At 71.9% G+C, this 20,029-nt stretch carries 13 protein-coding genes; 8 read left to right on the top strand and 5 right to left on the bottom strand.

The window, feature by feature from the left end; genetic code table 11:
• Positions 1-28 precede the first annotated feature (28 nt).
• Positions 29-1,927: a site-2 protease family protein gene (locus IE330_RS18190; RefSeq protein WP_190137096.1), complete on the bottom strand. Its 1,899-nt coding sequence runs from the start codon at positions 1,925-1,927 to the stop codon at positions 29-31.
• A gap of 130 nt (positions 1,928-2,057) precedes the next feature.
• On the opposite strand from IE330_RS18190, the gene IE330_RS18195 reads away from it, so the two are divergent.
• Together IE330_RS18195 and IE330_RS18200 are read left to right on the top strand one after the other, a co-directional pair.
• A complete protein-coding gene (locus tag IE330_RS18195) occupies positions 2,058-2,948 on the top strand; it encodes a RecB family exonuclease (RefSeq protein ID WP_190137097.1) in 891 nt (296 codons plus the stop codon).
• 15 nt (positions 2,949-2,963) lie between these two features.
• On the top strand, positions 2,964-3,635 hold the full coding sequence (locus IE330_RS18200; RefSeq protein WP_016639462.1) for a response regulator: 672 nt from the start codon (positions 2,964-2,966) through the stop codon (positions 3,633-3,635).
• A 127-nt stretch (positions 3,636-3,762) separates the two neighbouring features.
• Here the strand turns inward: IE330_RS18200 and IE330_RS18205 are convergent, their stop codons facing one another.
• From IE330_RS18205 to metH, 4 genes are all read right to left on the bottom strand, one after another.
• Entirely contained in the window at positions 3,763-5,337 is a 1,575-nt protein-coding gene (locus tag IE330_RS18205; protein ID WP_229925738.1) for an ABC transporter substrate-binding protein, read from the bottom strand.
• A 49-nt stretch (positions 5,338-5,386) separates the two neighbouring features.
• Positions 5,387-6,994, bottom strand: coding sequence for an ABC transporter substrate-binding protein (locus IE330_RS18210; RefSeq protein ID WP_190137099.1), 1,608 nt, complete (start codon positions 6,992-6,994; stop codon positions 5,387-5,389).
• Positions 6,995-7,384: 390 nt separating this feature from the next.
• Positions 7,385-8,095, bottom strand: coding sequence for an HAD family hydrolase (locus IE330_RS18215; RefSeq protein WP_190137100.1), 711 nt, complete (start codon positions 8,093-8,095; stop codon positions 7,385-7,387).
• 266 nt (positions 8,096-8,361) lie between these two features.
• Complete coding sequence (gene metH, locus IE330_RS18220; protein WP_229925739.1) at positions 8,362-11,934, bottom strand: methionine synthase; 3,573 nt, start codon at positions 11,932-11,934, stop codon at positions 8,362-8,364.
• A 299-nt stretch (positions 11,935-12,233) separates the two neighbouring features.
• Here metH and IE330_RS18225 point away from each other — a divergent pair, with 299 nt between their 5' ends.
• The 6 genes from IE330_RS18225 (at position 12,234) to IE330_RS18250 (ending at position 19,937) form a co-directional block, all read left to right on the top strand.
• Complete coding sequence (locus IE330_RS18225; protein ID WP_190137101.1) at positions 12,234-12,998, top strand: IclR family transcriptional regulator; 765 nt, start codon at positions 12,234-12,236, stop codon at positions 12,996-12,998.
• A gap of 509 nt (positions 12,999-13,507) precedes the next feature.
• Positions 13,508-14,293 carry an MIP/aquaporin family protein gene (locus IE330_RS18230; protein ID WP_190137102.1) on the top strand — a complete coding sequence of 262 codons (786 nt, stop codon included), beginning with the start codon at positions 13,508-13,510 and terminating at the stop codon, positions 14,291-14,293.
• Positions 14,294-14,339: 46 nt separating this feature from the next.
• Positions 14,340-15,896: a glycerol kinase GlpK gene (gene glpK, locus IE330_RS18235; RefSeq protein WP_190137103.1), complete on the top strand. Its 1,557-nt coding sequence runs from the start codon at positions 14,340-14,342 to the stop codon at positions 15,894-15,896.
• Between the two features lie 30 nt (positions 15,897-15,926).
• The gene (locus IE330_RS18240) at positions 15,927-17,546 is read left to right on the top strand and encodes a glycerol-3-phosphate dehydrogenase/oxidase (protein ID WP_190137104.1); all 1,620 of its coding nucleotides are present in this window, start codon (positions 15,927-15,929) and stop codon (positions 17,544-17,546) included.
• A gap of 229 nt (positions 17,547-17,775) precedes the next feature.
• Complete coding sequence (locus IE330_RS18245; RefSeq protein ID WP_229925740.1) at positions 17,776-18,552, top strand: nucleoside phosphorylase; 777 nt, start codon at positions 17,776-17,778, stop codon at positions 18,550-18,552.
• Positions 18,553-18,611: 59 nt separating this feature from the next.
• Positions 18,612-19,937 carry an amidohydrolase gene (locus IE330_RS18250; protein ID WP_190137105.1) on the top strand — a complete coding sequence of 442 codons (1,326 nt, stop codon included), beginning with the start codon at positions 18,612-18,614 and terminating at the stop codon, positions 19,935-19,937.
• The last annotated feature ends 92 nt before the right edge of the window (positions 19,938-20,029 follow it).

Consider the following 20,029-nt stretch of genomic DNA (forward strand, 5'->3'; position numbering starts at 1 on the left):
TGCCGCCGACCATCCGCGGGCCCCGGCCTCAGCTCGGGCGGGCCATGGCCTTGACGAAGGCGCGCTCCACGTCGGCGGCGGACAGGACGCCGTAGATCTCGCCGGAGTCCTCGACGACGAGGTACTCGGTGGCGGGGGTGGCGCGCAGCCGGTCGAGGAGGTCCTCGCCCGCGAGGTCGGCGGGGACGCGCATGCCTTCGGTGATGTCCTGGGCGAGGCCGCTGACGGCGACCCAGGGCCTGCGGTGTTCGGGGACGCCGACGATGGCGGCCTCGCGGACGACGGCCATGGGGTCGCCGTCCGGGTCGACGACGACGAGGGCACGGGCGCCGGCGGCGTTGGCGCGGCGCAGGGCCTCGGAGAGGGGCGTGTCCGTCTCGACCGGTACGGCGCGCCGGGTCAGGGCGCGGGCGCGCAGCTCGGGCAGGTGCTCGCGCAGCCGGGCCATGCGCAGGCTGTTGCCGGCGCCGGTCCAGATGATGGCGGCGAGGATCGCGGCGAGCAGGGCGTCGGTGACGGCGTCCATGCCGCCGAGCTCCTCGGTGTCGCCGCCGAGCGCGCCGGACTGGTTGAGCAGGGGCAGGCCGATGAGGACGGAGATGGCGAGCACGCGGCCGACCCAGGCGGCGGCGACGGTGCCGGCCATGGGCCGCCCGGTGATCTTCCACACGACGGCGCGGAGCATGCGGCCGCCGTCGAGGGGCAGGCCGGGCAGCAGGTTGAAGACCGCCACGATGAGGTTGGAGATCATCAGGCCGGCGAGCAGGACGCCGGGGACGGTGTCGGGCTCGACGGCGCGCAGGCCCGCGTAGAAGACGCCCGCGAGGACGAGGGAGAGCAGGGGGCCGACGAAGGCCAGGACGAACTCGCGGCCGGGGGTCTCGGACTCCTTCTCGATCTCGCTGACGCCGCCGAAGAACTGGAGCTGGATGCGGCGCACCGGCAGCTTGAAGCGGAGGGCGGCGACGGTGTGCGCCAGCTCGTGCACGAGGACGGAGGCGTAGAAGGCGACGGCGAAGAACAGCGAGACCAGGTAGCGGGCGCCGCCGAGCTCGGGCAGGACGCGGTCGAGCTGGTCGCCGAAGACCCAGGTGATGAGGGCGGCGACGAGGAACCAGCTCGGGGCGACGTACACGGGCACGCCGAAGGGCCGCCCCATGAGCAGCCCGCCGCGGGGGTTCCTCGGCGCCTCCTTGGCGGCGTCGGCGGCGGTGCGCCGCGGCCGCCGCCCGGGCCGGCCGGGGCCGGGCGCGCGCCCGGACGCGCGATCCGGCGCGCGGTGAGCCTGCGGGGGGTACGGGGGGGCCGCCTCGCGGGTCTGGCGCGGTGCCGCCTCGCGGGGGTGCTGGGGTGCCGCCTCAGGGGCGTGGGCGGGGGCCGCTTCCTGGGCCTGCGGGGGTGCTGCCTCACCGGGCTGCGCAGGCGTCGCCTCGCCGAGCCGGACGGAGGCCGCTTCCCGAGCCTGCGGGGGTGCTGCCTCACCGGACTGTGGGGGCGTCGTCTCGCCGGGCTGGGCGAGGGCCGCCTCACGGGACTGTGAGGGTCCTGCCTCGCCGGACTGTGGAGGCGTCGCCTCGCCGGGTCGGGCGGGGGCCGCCTCGCGGGACTGCGGAGGGGTCGTCTCGTGGGGCCGGTGGGGGGCCGCCTCGCTCTGCTGGGCGGGGGGCTCCTCCGGTGCCTGGGGCCGGGGCGGGGTCTCGTGGGTGGGGTCCGGGAGGCCGTCGTCGTTCTGCGTACGGGTCGTGGCGGCGGCCTCCCGCGGGTGTCCGGGGGCGCCGGGTTCCGCCGCGCGCTCGGGGGCGGGGTCCTGGGCACCCGGCGCGTGGCCGGGGCCGGCCGCCTGAGGGCGCGGCTCGGGCGCGCCCGGCGCGTCGTGCTCGGGCGTGCTGTCGGACCGCGGCCTGCCGCTCGCGCCGCTCTCGTCCACGGTGTCCCCTCGTTCGAAGCGTCACCCGCTCCTGCCGTGGCGCGGGTACACGCACGATCATGCAGGGCGAGAGGGTCTGTCGTCGATGGTATGCGGCCGTTGTCAGTGGCGGGTCGTAGGGTCTGACGTCATGGAGACCAGGACCGACGCCGCCGCGGCGTCCGCGGCGGTGGCGCGCCCCGATTCGCTGTCGCCCTCGCGGGCGAGCGATTTCATGCAGTGCCCGCTGCTCTACCGCTTCCGGGTGATCGACAAGCTGCCGGAGAAGCCGAGCGAGGCGGCCACGCGCGGCACGCTGGTCCACGCGGTCCTGGAGAGACTCTTCGACGCCCCCGCGGCCGAGCGGACCGCGCCGCGCGCCAAGGCGCTGGTGCCCGGTCAGTGGGACCGGCTGCGCGAGGCGCGGCCGGAGCTGGCCGAGCTGTTCGCGGACGACGCCGAGGGCGAGCGGCTCACGCGGTGGCTCGCGGACGCCGAGCGGCTGGTGGAGCGGTGGTTCACGCTGGAGGACCCCACGCGTCTGGAGCCCGCCGAGCGGGAGCTGTTCGTGCAGGCCGAGCTGGAGTCGGGCCTGAAGCTGCGGGGGATCATCGACCGGGTGGACGTCGCGCCGACGGGCGAGGTCCGCATCGTGGACTACAAGACGGGCAAGGCCCCCCGCCCCGAGTACGCGGAGGGCGCGCTGTTCCAGATGAAGTTCTACGCCCTGGTGGTGTGGCGTCTGAAGGGCCTGCTGCCGCGGCGGCTCCAGCTCGTGTACCTGGGCAGCGGCGACGTGATCACGTACGACCCGGTGGAGGCGGACCTGGAGCGGGTGGAGCGCAAGCTGCTCGCGCTGTGGGAGGCGATCGTCGCGGCGACGGAGAGCGGTGACTGGCGGCCGCGCCCGACCAAGCTGTGCGGCTGGTGCGACCACCAGGCCGTGTGTCCGGAATTCGGCGGCACTCCCCCGCCGTACCCGCTCCCCGTGAGGGCGCCCGCGTCGGCCGTCGGCGAGCAGGGCAGAATGGGCCCGGGCTAGGCGAAGGAGAGTTACGTGGCCATCCGTGTCCTACTGGTCGACGACCAGCCGCTGCTGCGCACGGGCTTCCGGATGATCCTGGAGGCCGAGCAGGACATCGCGGTCGTCGGCGAGGCCGGAGACGGCCTGCAGGCTCTGGACCAGGTGCGGGCGCTGCAGCCCGACGTGGTCCTCATGGACATCCGCATGCCGCGGATGGACGGCGTCGAGGCCACCCGGCAGATCACCGGGCCCGGCCGGGACGGCCCGGCGAAGGTGCTGGTCCTGACGACGTTCGACCTCGACGAGTACGTGGTGGAGGCGCTGCGCGCGGGCGCGAGCGGCTTCCTGCTCAAGGACGCCCCGGCGAACGAGCTGGTGCAGGCCATCCGGGTGGTGGCCGCGGGCGAGGCGATGCTGGCACCCAGCATCACCCGGCGGCTCCTCGACAAGTACGCGGGGCACCTGCCGTCGGGGGACGAGCCGGTTCCGGACACGCTGCACACGCTGACCGAGCGGGAGGTGGAGGTCCTCAAGCTGGTGGCCCGGGGGCTGTCCAACGCGGAGATCGCCGCGGACCTGTTCGTGAGCGAGACCACGGTGAAGACGCACGTGGGGCACGTGCTGACGAAGCTGGGGCTGCGGGACCGGGTGCAGGCCGCGGTGTACGCGTACGAGAGCGGTCTCGTACGGCCCGGGGCGCAGTAGCCGCTCCCCCGGGACTCCGGGAAAGCGGGCGGCGGCCCTCCGCAGGCGGCCGGCCGCCGGTAGTACGCGAAGCGACGAGGCCCTGCTTCCCTTCCGGGAGGCAGGGCCTCGTCGTGTGCGCGGGTGCTCAGTCCTTGCTCAGTTCCCAGAAGCGGAAGACCGTCGACGGGTCCAGGCAGGACTCCACGCCGTAGACGTTCTGGCGGACCACCGCGTACTGCTTGGCCTGCCAGACCGGGAGGATGGGCAGCTCCTCGGCGACGATGTCCTGGAGGCGGCCGTAGTCCTTGTCGGTCGAGGTGCGGTCGCTCTGCGCGGCCATGCCGGGGATGATCTTCCCGGTGATGGTGCTGTTCTCGTAGTGGTTGGACAGCACGTTGCCCTTGCCGAAGAACGGCTGCGTGAAGTTGTCCGGGTCCGGGTAGTCCGGCACCCAGCCCTTGACGTACACGCCGTACTTGCCGGCCTTGATGTCCTTCTCGTACTGCTCGAACGGGACGGACTTCACGTCCGCCTCGAACAGGCCGCTGGCGTTGAGCTGCTTGGCGACGGCGCGCAGCGCCTCGTCGGTGGCCGGGCCGTAACGGGACGGCGTGGACCACAGGGTGAGCCGGGCCTTGCCGTCGACGCCGGCCTGGCGCAGGGCGGCGGCGGCCTTGTCGCGCTGGGGGCGGGCGCCGTAGGTGTCGAAGAAGGCCGTGTTGTGGCCGCCGATGCCCGCCGGGACGATGGAGTACAGCGGCGTCGCCGTGTTCTGGTACACCTCGTCGACCAGGGCCTCGCGGTCCAGCAGGTAGGCGACGGCCTTGCGCACGCCGAGCTTGCCGACGACCGGGTCCTTCATGTTGAAGACCAGGTGCTGGACCTCGGCGCTGGTGCCCTCCACGACCTCCAGGTCGTGGTCGGTGGAGTTCTTCTCGATGTCGGCGATGTCCCCGGCGGCGAGGCCTCGGTAGGCGATGTCGATCTTCTCGTCGGTGACGGCCTGCTTGAGCGCCTTGCGGTCGTCGCGGAAGAAGCGGAGGGTGACGCCCTCGTTCTTGGGTTTGGCGGTGCCGCGGTAGGCGTCGTTGACGGAGAAGACCGCCTCGTCCTTGCTGAAGGATTCGAGCGTGTACGGGCCGGAGCCCACGGCCTCGCCGTCGGTGCGGAGCTTGTCGGCGGGGTACTCGCGGTGGTCGACGATGGAGCCGGCGCCCGAGGCTATCTTGCTCGGGAAGGTGGCGTCGGGGCCCTTGAGCTTGAAGACCACGGTCTTGTCGTCCGGCGTCTGGACGCGGTCCAGCATCGGGAACATGGGCGCCGGGCCCTTGTCGTCGTTGATCTTCAGCATGCGGTCGAAGGAGAACTTGACGTCCTTCGACGTGAGGGCGTTGCCGTTGCTGAACTTCAGGCCCTCGCGCAGGGTGCAGGTGTAGACCTGGGCGCGCTGGTCGGTGAAGCCGCACTTCCGGGCGGCCTCGGGCTCCGGTTCGGTGGCGCCCTTGGGGAAGCTCAGCAGCGACTGGAAGACGTTGTTGAAAAGCAGCCAGGAGCCGGGGTCGTAGCCGGAGGCCGGGTCGGTGGCGAGGACGTCGTCGGACATGCCGACGACCACGGAGTCACTGTCCTCGGCCGACCCGGAGGACTCCGAGCCACAGCCGGTGAGGAGGGCGGCGGCCAGGCCGGAGGAGAGGGGGAGGGCCAGCCACGGGTTGCGCATTTTCACTTGCGTGCCTTGTCGTTGTTTCCGTCTCGGGGTGCGGGGCGGGTCAGTCGCCCACACCACGGGCGAGCTCCCACAACTGGAGGTTGGAGGAGGAGTTGAGAGCCCATTCGACGCCCGTGATGTCATCGCGGGCGGCGATGTACTGCTTGCCCTGCCACAGCGGGAGCACCGGGACGTCGTCGGCCACGATGTCCTGGATCCGCTCCAGGCTCTTGGCGGCGCTGAGGCGGTCGGCCTCGCGGCGCGAGGCCGGGATCAGCTCGCTGTTGATGGTGTTGTTGCGGTAGGGCGAACCGAGGAAGTTGTCCTCGTCGAGGAACGGCGCGAGGAAGTTGTCGGCGTCCGGGAAGTCGGGGAACCAGCCCATGCCGTAGACGTCGTACTCGCCCTTCTGCTCGGCGGCGCGGAAGGTGTTCCAGATGTGGCCCTTGATCTGCACGTCGAAGAGGCCGCTGTCGTTGAGCTGCTGACGCAGCGTCTCGAACTCCTTCTTCGTGGCCGGGCCGTAGTGGTCGGTGGTGTAGTGCAGCGTCAGCTTGACCGGGGCGTCGATGCCCGCGCGGCGCAGGATGTCCTTGGCCTTCTTGGGGCTCGGCTCGCTGTAGCGGTTGAAGAAGGAGTTGGAGTGGCCCGTGATGGTGGTGGGCACCAGGGAGTACAGCGGGTCCGCGGAGGAGCCGTACACCTCGCCGATCAGCGCGCCGCGGTCGATGACCTGCGCCATGGCCTGGCGGACGGCCTTGTCCTTCACGCTCGGCGCGTTGGTGTTGAAGGCGAGGTAGCGGATCTCCAGGCCAGGCATGTCGACGAGGTCGATGTTCTTGGCCGGGCTGGTGTCGAGCCGCTTGATCTGCTCGGGCGACATGGTGCGCGTCATCAGGTCGATGTCGCCGTCCTCCAGGGCCTCGCCCATGGCGGAGGCGTTCTGGAAGGTGCGCAGTTCGACCTTGTCGTTCTGCGGCGTGAACGAGCCCTTGTACTTGGGGTTCTTGGTGAAGACGGCCTTGACGAGCTGGTTGTCCTCGACCTCCTGCTTGACGGTGTACGGGCCGGAGCCGTCCAGCTCGAAGCCGTCGCGCAGCTTGTTCTTGTCGTAGTGGTCGGGGCTGACGATGCCCGCGGTCGGTGTGGCGAGCTTGTACGGGAAGGTCGCGTCCGGGGTCTTCAGGTGGAAGACGATCCCGCGCTCGCCCTGGACCTCGATGGTCTCGACGTTCGACACGAGCTGGGCCGAACCGCTGGGGTTGGCGACCTTCATGTCGCGAACGCGCTCGATGGAGAACTTCACGTCGGAGGCGGTCAGCGGCTTGCCGTCGGCGAAGGTGAGGTCCTTGCGCAGGGTGCACGCGTAGCGCTCGTTGCCGGTGTCGGTGAAGCCGCACTTCTGGGCGGCCTCGGGCTCCGGCTCGCCGCCCCCGCGCGGCAGGGCCATGAGCGTCTGGAGGGTCTGGCGCAGGACGTTCCAGGAGCCGGCGTCGTAGGCGTACGCCGGATCGAAGGGCGCCGGTACCTCCTTGGAGGCCGTGAACCGGTCCGTGGTCCCCGCGGCGATGGGGTCGTCACCGTCCCCGCTGCCGGAACCGCCACACGCGGCGAGCGTGGGGGCGAGCAGACCTATCAGGGCCGGCAGCACCAAAGTCTTGCGGTTCATGCTGGACGTTCTCCAGAACTCTTGATCCCGTGTTTCCGGCAACGGCGGGGTGGGTTCGACAGGGGCACGGGGGGTGGCAGCGATGTTCTCGCGACGAGATTAGTCCGCACCACTGGGGGCGTTGACGGGGACCGGAGTTGAGGCACCATCACGCAGGGATACCGGGCGGGGACGCACCGATAACCCGACACCGGAAGGTTTCGTGCACCACCGGTTCAATCAGGACACAAGGGCATGCCTCATGGGGGGCGAACAGCCCCTCCTGCACAAGGCGACGCGCCTGTCGACCCCCATGCCAGTGGGAAACGTCACACTTTCAACAGGGTGCCTGCTCTGGGCTTTTCGGCCACCCGGCTGGTTCCCCACAGCCGGGGGCGTCCCGGCCGCCGCTCAGGCGCGGCCCGCCGGGGTGCTCATCAGGCCGCGCAGGAAGTCCAGGTCGACGTGTTCGAGGGAGGGTACGACGGTGCGGCCCGCGGCCGGGGCGATGGGCGCGACGGACGGCACGGCCACCACCCGGCAGCCGGCGGCCTCGGCGGCGGCCACGCCGGTCGCGGTGTCCTCGACGACGGCGCAGCGGGCCGGGTCGGCGCCGAGGCCGGACGCGGCGAGCAGGTACGGCTCGGGGTGGGGCTTGGTGCGGGCCACCTCGTCGCCGGCGACGGTCAGGGCGAAGTGGTGGGCACCGATGGAGTCCAGGACGCGGTCGATGATGCGCCGGTGCGAGGCGGAGACGAGGGCGGTGGGCACCTTGTGGGTGGACAGCTCCGCGAGCAGCCGGGCGGCGCCGGGCATCAGCGGCAGGGAGCGGCTGATGCGGTCCTCGAAGCCGTCGTTGAGCAGGACGGTGAGTTCGTCGAGGGTGATGTCGGCGCCGGTGGCCTCGATGAGGAAGCCGGCGCTGCGCGACATGGGGCCGCCGACGACGACGTCGCGCCAGGACTCGTCAAGGGTGTGGCCGAGCGAGGCGAACACCTCGACCTCGGCGTCCCACCAGAAGCCCTCGGTGTCCACGAGCGTGCCGTCCATGTCGAGGAGAACGGCCTGCAGGGCGGAGCCTTCGGCTGTGCGGCTACCGAGCGCGGGGACCGTACTGGTCATCCGTACACCTCCATGAGGGACGAGAAGGCCGGTCCCCCAGGGGGGACCGGCCTGTCTAGCTGGGCCGACCAGTGTACGTTTCCCTCGCGGGGCGCGCTGTGGGATATACGCGCGCTTGGGCGAGGGGTGGTGTGGGGGCGTTGCCCCCGGGTTCCCCCCTTATCGGCCTTCGGCCTTGTCCTCAAACGCCGGACGGGCTGGATTTCTCCCGCCGGCCGCCGGACGGGCTGGATTTCTCCCGGTCCGCCGTCGGGCGGGCCGGGGGCCTACCGCGCGTTGAAGTACTTGGCTTCCGGGTGGTGGAGGACGATGGCGTCCGTGGACTGTTCGGGGTGGAGCTGGAACTCCTCGGAGAGCTGGACGCCGATGCGCTCGGGCCGGAGGAGTTCGGCGATCTTCGCGCGGTCCTCCAGGTCGGGACAGGCGCCGTAGCCGAGCGAGAAGCGGGCGCCGCGGTACTTGAGCGCGAACATGTCCTCGACGTCGTCGGGGTCCTCGCCGCCGAAGCCCAGCTCGGCGCGTACGCGGGCGTGCCAGTACTCGGCCAGGGCCTCGGCCAACTGCACGGACAGGCCGTGCAGTTCGAGGTAGTCGCGGTAGGCGTCGGAGGCGAAGAGCTCGGCGGTGGCCTCGCCGATCCTGGAGCCGACGGTGACGACCTGGAGGCCCACCACGTCGGTCTCGCCGGACTCCTCGGGGCGGAAGAAGTCCGCGAGGCACAGGCGGCGGCCGCGGCGCTGGCGCGGGAAGGAGAAGCGGGTGCGCTCGTTGCCCTGCTCGTCGAGGATGATCAGGTCGTCGCCCTTGGAGACGCAGGGGAAGTAGCCGTAGACGACGGCGGCTTCGAGCAGGCCCTTGGTCTGGAGGTCGTCGAGCAGCCCGCGCAGCCGGGGCCTGCCCTCGGTCTCGACCAGCTCCTCGTACGTGGGTCCTTCGCCGGTACGGGCCTGCTTCAGGCCCCACTGGCCCTTGAACAGGGCGCCCTCGTCGAGCCAGGAGGCGTACTCCTTGAGCTGGATGCCCTTGATGACGCGGGTGCCCCAGAACGGCGGCGTGGGCACGGGGTTGTCGGTGGCGACGTCGGAGCGTGCGGGGCCCTCGGTCTCCGGGACATCGGCGGCCGGGGTGTCCCGCTTGGGCACGCGGCGCTGCTTGAGCTCGGGCAGGGTGGCGCCGGGCACGCCGCGCTTGACGGCGATGAGGGCGTCCATCAGGCGCAGGCCCTCGAAGGCGTCGCGGGCGTAGCGGACCTCGCCCTCGTAGATCTCGTGCAGGTCCTGCTCGACGTAGGCGCGGGTGAGGGCGGCGCCGCCGAGGATGACCGGGTAGTCGGCGGCCATCTTGCGCTGGTTGAGCTCCTCCAGGTTCTCCTTCATGATCACGGTCGACTTGACCAGGAGGCCGGACATGCCGATGACGTCGGCCTTGTGCTCCTGGGCGGCGTCGAGGATCGCGGCCACGGGCTGCTTGATGCCGAGGTTGACCACGTTGTAGCCGTTGTTGGACAGGATGATGTCGACGAGGTTCTTGCCGATGTCGTGGACGTCGCCGCGCACGGTGGCGAGGACGATGGTGCCCTTGCCCGCCTCTTCGCCCTCGACCTTCTCCATGTGCGGTTCGAGGTGGGCGACGGCGGTCTTCATGACCTCGGCGGACTGGAGCACGAACGGGAGCTGCATCTGGCCGGAGCCGAACAACTCGCCGACGACCTTCATGCCGTCCAGGAGGGTGTCGTTGACGATGTCGAGGGCCTTGCGGGTCGTCAGGGCCTCGTCGAGGTCGGCCTCCAGGCCGTTGCGCTCGCCGTCGATGATGCGGCGCTTGAGGCGCTCCTCCAGCGGCAGGGCGGCCAGTTCCTCGGCCTTGCCCGCCTTGAGGGACTTGGCGGTGGCGCCCTCGAACAGCGCCATGAGCTTCTGCAGCGGGTCGTAGCCCTCGCGGCGGCGGTCGTAGATGAGGTCGAGGGCGGTGGTGACCTGCTCCTCGTCGAAGCGGGCGATCGGCAGGATCTTGGAGGCGTGCACGATCGCCGAGTCCAGGCCCGCCTTGACGCACTCGTCGAGGAAGACGGAGTTCAGCAGGATGCGCGCGGCCGGGTTGAGGCCGAAGGAGATGTTGGACAGGCCGAGGGTGGTCTGCACGTCCGGGTGGCGCTTCTTCAGCTCCCGGATGGCCTCGATGGTGGCGATGCCGTCCTTGCGGGACTCCTCCTGACCGGTGCAGATGGTGAAGGTCAGGGTGTCGATGAGGATGTCGCACTCGCGGATGCCCCAGTTGCCGGTGAGGTCGGCGATCAGCCGCTCGGCGATCTCGACCTTCTTCTCCGGGGTGCGGGCCTGGCCCTCCTCGTCGATGGTGAGCGCGATGAGGGCGGCGCCGTGCTCCTGGGCGAGGCGGGTGACCTGCGCGAAGCGGGAGTCGGGGCCGTCGCCGTCCTCGTAGTTGACGGAGTTGATGACGGCGCGGCCGCCGAGCTTCTCCAGGCCCGCCCGGATGACGTCGACCTCGGTGGAGTCCAGGACGACGGGCAGCGTGGAGGCGGTGGCGAAGCGTCCGGCGAGCTCCTCCATGTCCGCCACGCCGTCGCGGCCCACGTAGTCGACGCAGAGGTCGAGCATGTGGGCGCCCTCGCGGATCTGGTCGCGGGCCATCTCCACGCAGTCGTCCCAGCGGCCCTCCAGCATGGCCTCGCGGAACTTCTTCGAGCCGTTGGCGTTGGTGCGCTCGCCGATCGCGAGGTACGACGTGTCCTGGCGGAACGGGACACTCTGGTAGAGCGAGGCGGCGCCCGGCTCGGGGCGCGGCTCGCGCGTGGCCGGGGTGAGCCCGCGCACCCGCTCGACGACCTGGCGCAGGTGCTCGGGCGTCGTGCCGCAGCAGCCGCCGACGAGGGAGAGGCCGTACTCCCGGACGAAGGTCTCCTGGGCGTCGGCCAGCTCGGGCGCCGTCAGCGGGTAGTGGGCGCCGTCCTTGCCGAGGACGGGCAGGCCCGCGTTGGGCATGCAGGCCAGCGGCACGCGGGAGTGGCGGGCCAGATAGCGCAGGTGCTCGCTCATCTCGGCCGGTCCTGTCGCGCAGTTCAGGCCGATCATGTCGATGCCGAGGGGTTCCAGGGCGGTGAGCGCGGCGCCGATCTCCGAGCCGAGGAGCATGGTGCCGGTGGTCTCGACGGTGACGGAGCAGATCAGCGGCAGGTTCGCGCCGGTGGCCTCCAGGGCGCGGCGGGCGCCGAGCAGGGCGGCCTTGGTCTGGAGCAGGTCCTGGGTGGTCTCCACCAGGAGCGCGTCGGCGCCGCCGGAGATCATGCCCTCGGCGTTCTGCTGGTAGGCGTCGCGCAGCAGGGTGTACGGGGCGTGGCCGAGGGTGGGCAGCTTGGTGCCGGGGCCCATGGAGCCGAGCACCCAGCGCTGCTGCCCGGTCTCGGCGGTGACCTCGTCGGCGACCTCGCGGGCGATGCGGGCGCCGGCCTCGGAGAGCTCGAAGACCCGGTCGGCGATGTCGTACTCGCCGAGCGCGGCGTGGTTCGCGCCGAAGGTGTTGGTCTCGACGCAGTCGACGCCCGCGGCGAAGTACTCCTGGTGCACGGAGCGGACGATGTCGGGGCGGGTGACGTTCAGGACCTCGTTGCAGCCTTCGAGGTTCTGGAAGTCGTCGAGGCTGGGGTCCTGGGCCTGGAGCATGGTGCCCATCGCGCCGTCGGCGACCACCACGCGGGTGGCGAGCGCCTGCCGGAGGGCGTCGGCCCGGCTCCCGGCGGAGGCGTCCACCGCGGGGGCGGGGGCGTCCGCGGCGGGGACGTCCGCGGCGGGGACGGATGAGGGGGACGGCGACGAGGCCATGAATGAGCTCCCTGGAGTGCGACGGCTGTCGGCTTTGCGGCTTCCCACGGAAGGCGCACGCGGCCAGGGTAGCTGGCACAGGCTTTCTGGTGGGAGAGCGTTCCAGAGGACGGACGGGTGGCCGGAAGTCGACGTCGGGCGGCCTGAACGTGAAACCTGGCGCGTGCATCCTTAGCCAGAGGTCGGCAACGACCGATAGTGTTCAGCATTGCCGAACGGCGACCCCGTTCGTCAGGTCGCCGCGGAACGGGTGCCCGGCACACAGGGGTGCGGGACACGGGATGGAGGAAAGGGCTGCGATGGCACGCAACATCCAGTCGCTGGAACGGGCCGCGGCCATGCTGCGCCTGCTCGCCGGGGGCGAGCGGCGGCTCGGCCTCTCGGACATCGCCTCCTCCCTCGGGCTGGCCAAGGGTACGGCCCACGGCATCCTGCGCACGCTCCAGCAGGAGGGCTTCGTCGAGCAGGACGCGGCCTCCGGGCGCTACCAGCTCGGCGCGGAGCTGCTGCGGCTCGGCAACAGCTACCTGGACGTGCACGAGCTGCGGGCCCGCGCCCTGGTGTGGGCCGACGACCTGGCCCGCTCCAGCGGCGAGAGCGTCTACCTCGGCGTGCTGCACCAGCAGGGCGTGCTGATCGTGCACCACGTCTTCCGGCCCGACGACAGCCGGCAGGTCCTGGAGGTCGGGGCGATGCAGCCGCTGCACTCCACGGCGCTCGGCAAGGTGCTCTCGGCGTACGACCCGGTCGCGCACAGCGAGGCGCTGGAGGCCGAGCGGAAGGCCTTCACCGACCGGACGACCTGCGCGCCGGAGGCGTTCGAGGCGGTCCTCGACCTCACGCGGGCGCGCGGGTACGCGACCGACGAGGAGGAGACCTGGGAGGGCATCGCCTCGGTGGCCGCGCCCATCCACGACCGGCGGCGGATGCCCGTGGGGGCCGTGGGCGTCACCGGTGCCGTGGAGCGGGTGTGCCCGGGCGGGGAGCTGCGGCCGGAGCTGGTCGCGGCCGTGCGGGACTGTGCCCGGGCGGTGTCGCGGGACCTGGGCGCGAGCCGCTTCTAGCCGCGCGGGGCGCCCATGGGCTCCGCTGGGTGCTGCCGACCCGCGCGGGGCGCCCCTGACCCGCCCCTTCCCGAAACCAGGGGGCTCCGCCCCCTCGGACCCCCTTTTTCGGCGCTCCGCGCCTCGTCCTCAAACGCCGGACGGGCTGAAAACCCTGCGCTCGGCACCCCGCAGTCGAACGCCGGACGGGCTGGGAAGCCCTGCGCTCGGCACTCCGCAGTCAAACGCCGGACGGGCTGGGATGCCCGCACTCGGCCGTGCCGTCGTCCGCCCGCGGTGATAGGTCCAGACGATCAATAACGATCGTGTTTTCAATTACAGAACTCTTGACGTGCCGGTAACCCCAGGGACAGACTCGCGTCCACCGGTCGGCATTGTCGAACAGCTAACGGCATTACGCGTTAGAGTGGGGCGAGCCAAGGGCCGGCAACGCTCTCACCTGAGGGCGCGGACCACCGGAGGGACCCGGGGTTCGGCTTTCCCCTGGACGAAGGACAAAGGAGTCGCGGGTGTCCAGCCACGACATCTTCCTCGGCGAGACCATCGGTACCGCCGTGCTCATCCTGCTGGGCGGTGGAGTCTGCGCCGCTGTCACGCTCAAGCGCTCGAAGGCCAAGGACGCCGGCTGGCTCGCCATCACCTTTGGGTGGGGCTTCGCGGTCCTCACGGCCGCCTACCTCGCCGGTGGCGTCTCGGGCGCCCACCTGAACCCGGCGGTCACCGTCGGCCTCGCCGTCGAGGGCGGCACCAAGTGGAGCGACGTGCCGCTCTACCTGGCCTCGCAGCTCCTGGGCGCCATGATCGGTGCCGTACTGGTGTGGGCGACGTACTACGGGCAGTTCCAGGCCCACCTCACCGACCCCGAGGTCATCGCGGCGCAGCCCGCCGAGGAGGGTCTCGTCGACCAGAAGGCCGCGCCCAAGGCCGGTCCCGTGCTCGGCGTCTTCTCCACCGGTCCGGAGATCCGCAACGTCGTGCAGAACCTCGTCACGGAGGTCATCGCCACGACCGTGCTCGTCCTGGCGATCCTCACTCAGGGCCTCAACGACGGCGGCAACGGCCTCGGCACCCTGGGCGCCCTGATCACCGCCCTCGTCGTGGTCGGCATCGGCCTCTCGCTCGGCGGCCCCACGGGGTACGCCATCAACCCGGTCCGCGACCTGGGCCCCCGCATCGTCCACGCCCTGCTCCCGCTCCCCAACAAGGGTGGCTCCGACTGGTCGTACGCGTGGATTCCCGTGGTCGGTCCGCTGTTCGGCGGCGCTCTCGCCGCCTGCATCTTCAAGCTGTTCTGAGCGAACCCGCCGACCCCACGACCACGACGTACTTCAGGAGCTCACCGTGACCGACGCACACACCGCAGGCGCCCCCTCCCACGCCGGGCCGTTCATCGCGGCCATCGACCAGGGCACCACGTCCAGCCGCTGCATCGTCTTCGACCGGGACGGCCGCATCGTCTCCGTCGACCAGAAGGAGCACGAGCAGATCTTCCCCAAGCCGGGCTGGGTGGAGCACGACGCCGCCGAGATCTGGGCCAACGTCCAGGAGGTCGTCGCCGGGGCCGTCTCCAAGGCCGGCATCACCCGCGACGACATCAAGGCCATCGGCATCACCAACCAGCGCGAGACCACGCTGCTGTGGGACAAGAACACCGGCGAGCCGGTCCACAACGCCATCGTCTGGCAGGACACCCGCACCGACGCCCTGTGCAAGGAGCTCGGCCGCAACGTCGGCCAGGACCGCTTCCGCCGCGAGACCGGCCTGCCGCTGGCCTCCTACTTCGCCGGGCCGAAGGCCCGCTGGCTGCTGGACAACGTCGAGGGCCTGCGCGAGCGCGCCGAGGCCGGCGACATCGTCTTCGGCACCATGGACTCCTGGGTCATCTGGAACCTGACGGGCGGCGTGAACGGCGGCAAGCACGTCACCGACGTCACCAACGCCTCCCGCACCATGCTGATGAACCTCCACAAGATGGAGTGGGACGAGCGCATCTGCGACTCCATCGGCGTGCCGATGCAGATGCTCCCGGAGATCCGTTCCTCCGCCGAGGTCTACGGCGAGGTCACCGGCGGCGCCCTCGGCGACCTGCTCGGCGGCATCCCCGTGGCCTCCGCGCTCGGCGACCAGCAGGCGGCCCTGTTCGGCCAGACCTGTTTCGCCGAGGGCGAGGCCAAGTCCACGTACGGCACCGGCACCTTCATGCTGATGAACACCGGCGAGAAGGCCATCAACTCGTACAGCGGACTGCTGACGACGGTCGGTTACCAGATCGGTGACGCCAAGCCCGTCTACGCGCTCGAAGGCTCCATCGCCGTCACCGGCTCGCTCGTCCAGTGGATGCGCGACCAGATGGGCCTCATCAAGTCCGCCGCCGAGATCGAGACGCTGGCCTCCAGCGTCGAGGACAACGGCGGCGCCTACTTCGTCCCGGCCTTCTCCGGCCTGTTCGCCCCGTACTGGCGCTCCGACGCCCGCGGGGTGATCGCCGGTCTGACCCGGTACGTCACCAAGGCGCACATCGCGCGCGCCGTCCTGGAAGCCACCGCCTGGCAGACCCGCGAGATCACCGACGCCATGACGAAGGACTCCGGCGTCGAGCTCGCGGCCCTCAAGGTCGACGGCGGCATGACCTCCAACAACCTGCTGATGCAGACCCTCTCGGACTTCCTGGACGCGCCCGTGGTGCGCCCGATGGTCGCCGAGACGACCTGCCTCGGCGCCGCATACGCCGCCGGTCTCGCCGTCGGCTTCTGGTCCTCCACCGACGACCTGCGCGCCAACTGGCGCCGGGCCGCGGAGTGGACCCCCCGTATGGACGCGGACCTCCGCGCCCGTGAGTACAAGAACTGGCTCAAGGCCGTGGAGCGGACCATGGGCTGGCTCGAGGACGAGAGCTGACCACAGCTCGCCTGACGAGGAGCAAAAACCATGACCACCCTAGACAGCGGCCCCGTCATCTCGGCACTCGGGACGCCGCCGGCCGCCGGCGGCAACCCCAGCCGTGCCGAGACCCGGGAACGCCTTTCCAAGGCGGCGTACGACCTCCTGGTGATCGGTGGCGGCATCCTGGGCATCTCCACCGCCTGGCACGCCGCGCAGTCGGGTCTCAGGGTGGCCCTGGTGGACGCCGGCGACTTCGCCGGCGCCACCTCCTCCGCCTCCTCCAAGCTGCTCCACGGCGGTCTGCGCTACCTGCAGACCGGCGCGGTGAAGCTGGTCGCGGAGAACCACTTCGAGCGGCGTGCGGTGTCGCGCCAGGTGGCACCGCACCTCGCCAACCCGCTCACCTTCTACCTGCCGGTGTACAAGGGCGGCCCGCACGGCGCCGCCAAGCTCGGCGCGGGCGTCTTCGCCTACTCGGCGCTGTCCGCGTTCGGCGACGGCGTCGGCCACCTGCTCTCCCCCGCCAAGGCGGCGCAGGACGTGCCGGAGCTGCGCACCGACAACCTGAAGGCCGTGGCCGTGTACGGCGACGACCAGATGAACGACGCCCGCATGGCCCTGATGACGGTCCGCGCCGCCGTCGAGGCCGGCGCCGTCGTCCTCAACCACGCCGAGGTCACCGGGCTGCGCTTCACCAGCGGCCGGGTCACCGGCGCCGACCTCAAGGACCGCCTGTCCGGCGACGAGTTCGGCGTCAACGCGCGGCTCGTGCTGAACGCCACCGGCCCCTGGGTCGACCACCTGCGCGCGCTGGAGGACAAGAACGCGGCCCCCTCCATCCGCCTTTCCAAGGGCGCGCACCTCGTGCTCAAGCGCACCTCCCCCTGGAAGGCCGCGCTCGCCACGCCGATCGACAAGTACCGCATCACGTTCGCCCTGCCGTGGGAGGACATGCTGCTGCTCGGCACGACCGACGAGGAGTACGAGGGCGACCCGCGCGAGGTCTCGGTCAACGAGAAGGACGTCACGCAGATCCTGGACGAGGCCGCGTTCTCGATCCGGGACCAGCAGCTCTCCCGCGACCTGATCACGTACTCCTTCGCGGGTCTGCGGGTGCTGCCCGGCGGCCCCGGCGACACCTCCAAGGCCAAGCGCGAGACGGTCGTCACCGAGGGCCGCGGCGGCATGCTGTCGGTCGCGGGCGGCAAGTGGACGACGTTCCGCCACATCGGCCGGACCATCATGAAGAAGCTGGAGTCGCTGCCGGGCCACCCGCTGGGCGACGACTACGAGCCGATCTCCACGCTGCCGAAGAAGCTGCCGCTGCCCGGCATCGCCAACCCCCGCGCGGTCGCCCACCGCCTCCTGGTGGACGGCCCGGCGCCCGGCCCGCGGATGGCGCCGGACACCGCCCGCCACCTGGCGACGCACTACGGCTCGCTCTCCTTCGACATCGCCCGCCTGGCGAACGAGAACCCGGAGCTCGCCGAGCGCGTCCACCCCGACGCCCCGGAGATCTGGGCGCAGGTCGTCTACGCGCGCGACCACGAGTGGGCCGAGACGGCCGACGACGTGCTGCGCCGCCGGACGACGCTGACGATCCGCGGCCTGGCCACGGACGAGATCCGCGGCAAGGTCGAGGACCTGCTGGAGAAGAAGGGCTGACGGGGGCTCACCCCGCAGCGGTAAGGGGCGGTCGCCTGGGCGACCGCCCCTTACGCATGCCTCCTAGGGCCTACGGGTGCTCCCGGAGGCTCATGGCTGCTCCTGAAATGGGCGTGTACGTGCCCCGGTGCGGGGCGCCCGCCGGGCTCGCGGCACACTTCCGCCCGTAGCCCCGTAGCCCCCTTGTAGCCCTGAGCCTCGTAGCCCGCCCCCTTGGAGGAGCACGCCCGTGACGACCGCCGCCGCCACCCCTCTGCCCCTCACCGGCGTCCCCAGGACCGGCCTTCCCCCGTACGCCGTCGTCGTCGGCGACCCCGCCCGCGCCGCGACCGTCGCCGCGTTCCTTGAGGACGCGAAGGAGGTGGCGTACCGCCGCGAGTACCGCACCTTCACCGGCACCTGGCGGGGGCTGCCCGTCGTCGTCTCCTCGCACGGCGTGGGCGCGTCCGGGGCGCTGCTGCTGTTCCAGGAGCTGGCGCAGGCCGGTGTGACGCATCTCATCCGGCTCGGCACGGCCGGCGCGATCCGGCGCGGCATCGCCGACGGCGACCTGGTGATCGCCGACGCGGCGGTGCGCGACGACGGCGTGACGCAGCAGCTCATCCCGGCCGAGTACCCGGCGTTCGCGGCGCCGGAGGCGGTCCTCGCCCTCCAGCGCACGGCCCGCGCCGCGGGCGCCCCGCACCACCGGGGCGTGGTGTGGACCCGGGCCGCGTTCCAGCCGGGCTTCCTGCCGCTGCCCGTCGAGGCGTACGAGCGGGCGGGAATCGCGGCCATCGAGATGGAGTTGAGCGCCCTGTACGTGTTCGCCGCGACCCGTGGCCTGGTCGCGGGCGGCGCGCTCGTCGTGGACGGCGCGAACGCCGACGAGCTGGTCGACGAGGAGGCGACCGGCGGCTACGACCCGCACCGGACGGTGGTCGCCGACGGGGTCGCCCGTGGCGCACGGATAACCTTGGACGCGCTGCGCCTGCTGGCCACCGACGTCCCCGCGCAGGCCGGGTAGCCCCCCGGGCCCCGCGCGCCCCCGCTCACGCCCGCACCACCCTTGGAGACACGCACCGCATGCTTCCCGTCGACCTCCTCGTCCACGGCGGCGACGTCCTGACCGTCGACGCGTCCGGCACCGTCGTGACCGACGGGGCCGTCGCCGTGCGCGCCGGCGAGATCGTGGCCGTCGGCCCGGCCGCGCGGCTGCGCGCGGAGTACGCCGCGGCCGAGGAGATCGACGCGCGCGGCTGTCTGGTCCTGCCGGGGCTCGTCAACACGCACACGCACCTGGCGATGACGCTGCTGCGCGGCAGCGCCGACGACGTCACGCTCCAGGGCTTCCTGGAGCGCGTCATTCCGCGCGAGGCCGCGCTGCTCTCGCCGGAGGCGGTGGCGGTGGGCACCCGGGCGGCGATCGCGGAGTCGGTGCGCGGCGGGGTCACGACCGCGCTGGACATGTACTGGTTCCACGAGGCCGCCGCGGAGGTGGCCCGCGAGGCCGGGTGGCGGCTGCTCACCGGGCCGACCTTCATGGACGTGCCCGAGCCGCCCGACGGCCGCCCGTACGCGGAGCGGCTCGGCCGGGCGGGCGACTGGCTGGCCCGGCACACCCCGGCGCCGGGCGCCCGGCCCGTCCTGTTCGCGCACTCCGCGTACACCCTGGCGCCCGATCAGCTCGCGGCGGTCACCGCGCTGGCCCGGGCCCACGGCGCGCTGCTGCACCTGCACGCCGCCGAGAACGCGGCCGAGGTCGCCACGGTCGTCGAGCGGCACGGCATGCGCCCCGTGGAACTGCTCGACTCGCTCGGCGTGCTCGGCCCCGACACGCTGCTCGCGCACGCCGTGGAGCTGACCGACGCGGAGATCGCGGCGCTCGCCCGCACCGGCACGGCGGTCGCGCACTGCCCGGTCTCGAACCTCAAGCTGGGCTGCGGCATCGCCCGCGTACCGGAACTCCTCGACGCGGGGGTCACGGTGGGCCTCGGCACGGACGGCGCCGTGAGCTCCAACACCCTGGACGTGCTCGGCGCGGTCCGGCTCGCGGCGCTCGTGCACAAGGCGGGCGGCGACCCGACCGCGGTCGGCGCCGAGCAGGCCGTGCGGATGGCGACCCTCGAGTCCGCGCGGGCGCTCGGCCTCGGCGACCGGCTCGGCTCCCTGGAGCCGGGCAAGCGCGCCGACCTGATCGTGCTCGACCTCTCCGGGCCGCACCTGGCGCCGCGCCACGACCCGTACGCCACGCTCGCGTACGCCGCCACCGCCGCCGACGTGCGCGACACCGTGGTCGACGGCCGCGTCCTGATGCGCGACCGCGCCCTGCTCACCCTCGACGAGGCGGGCGCCGTCGCCGCCCTGGACGCCGCCGTGGCCCCGGCCGCGCCCGCGCCCCTGACGACGTGACGGCACCGCCCATGACCGCACCCCTGAGGCGACCGCACCGCCGACCCGACCGCGCCCCGCACGCGACCGCACCCGACATGACTGCGCCTGTG

The sequence above is a fragment of the Streptomyces longispororuber genome (assembly GCF_014656095.1).
GTDB classification, from domain to species: domain Bacteria; phylum Actinomycetota; class Actinomycetes; order Streptomycetales; family Streptomycetaceae; genus Streptomyces; species Streptomyces longispororuber.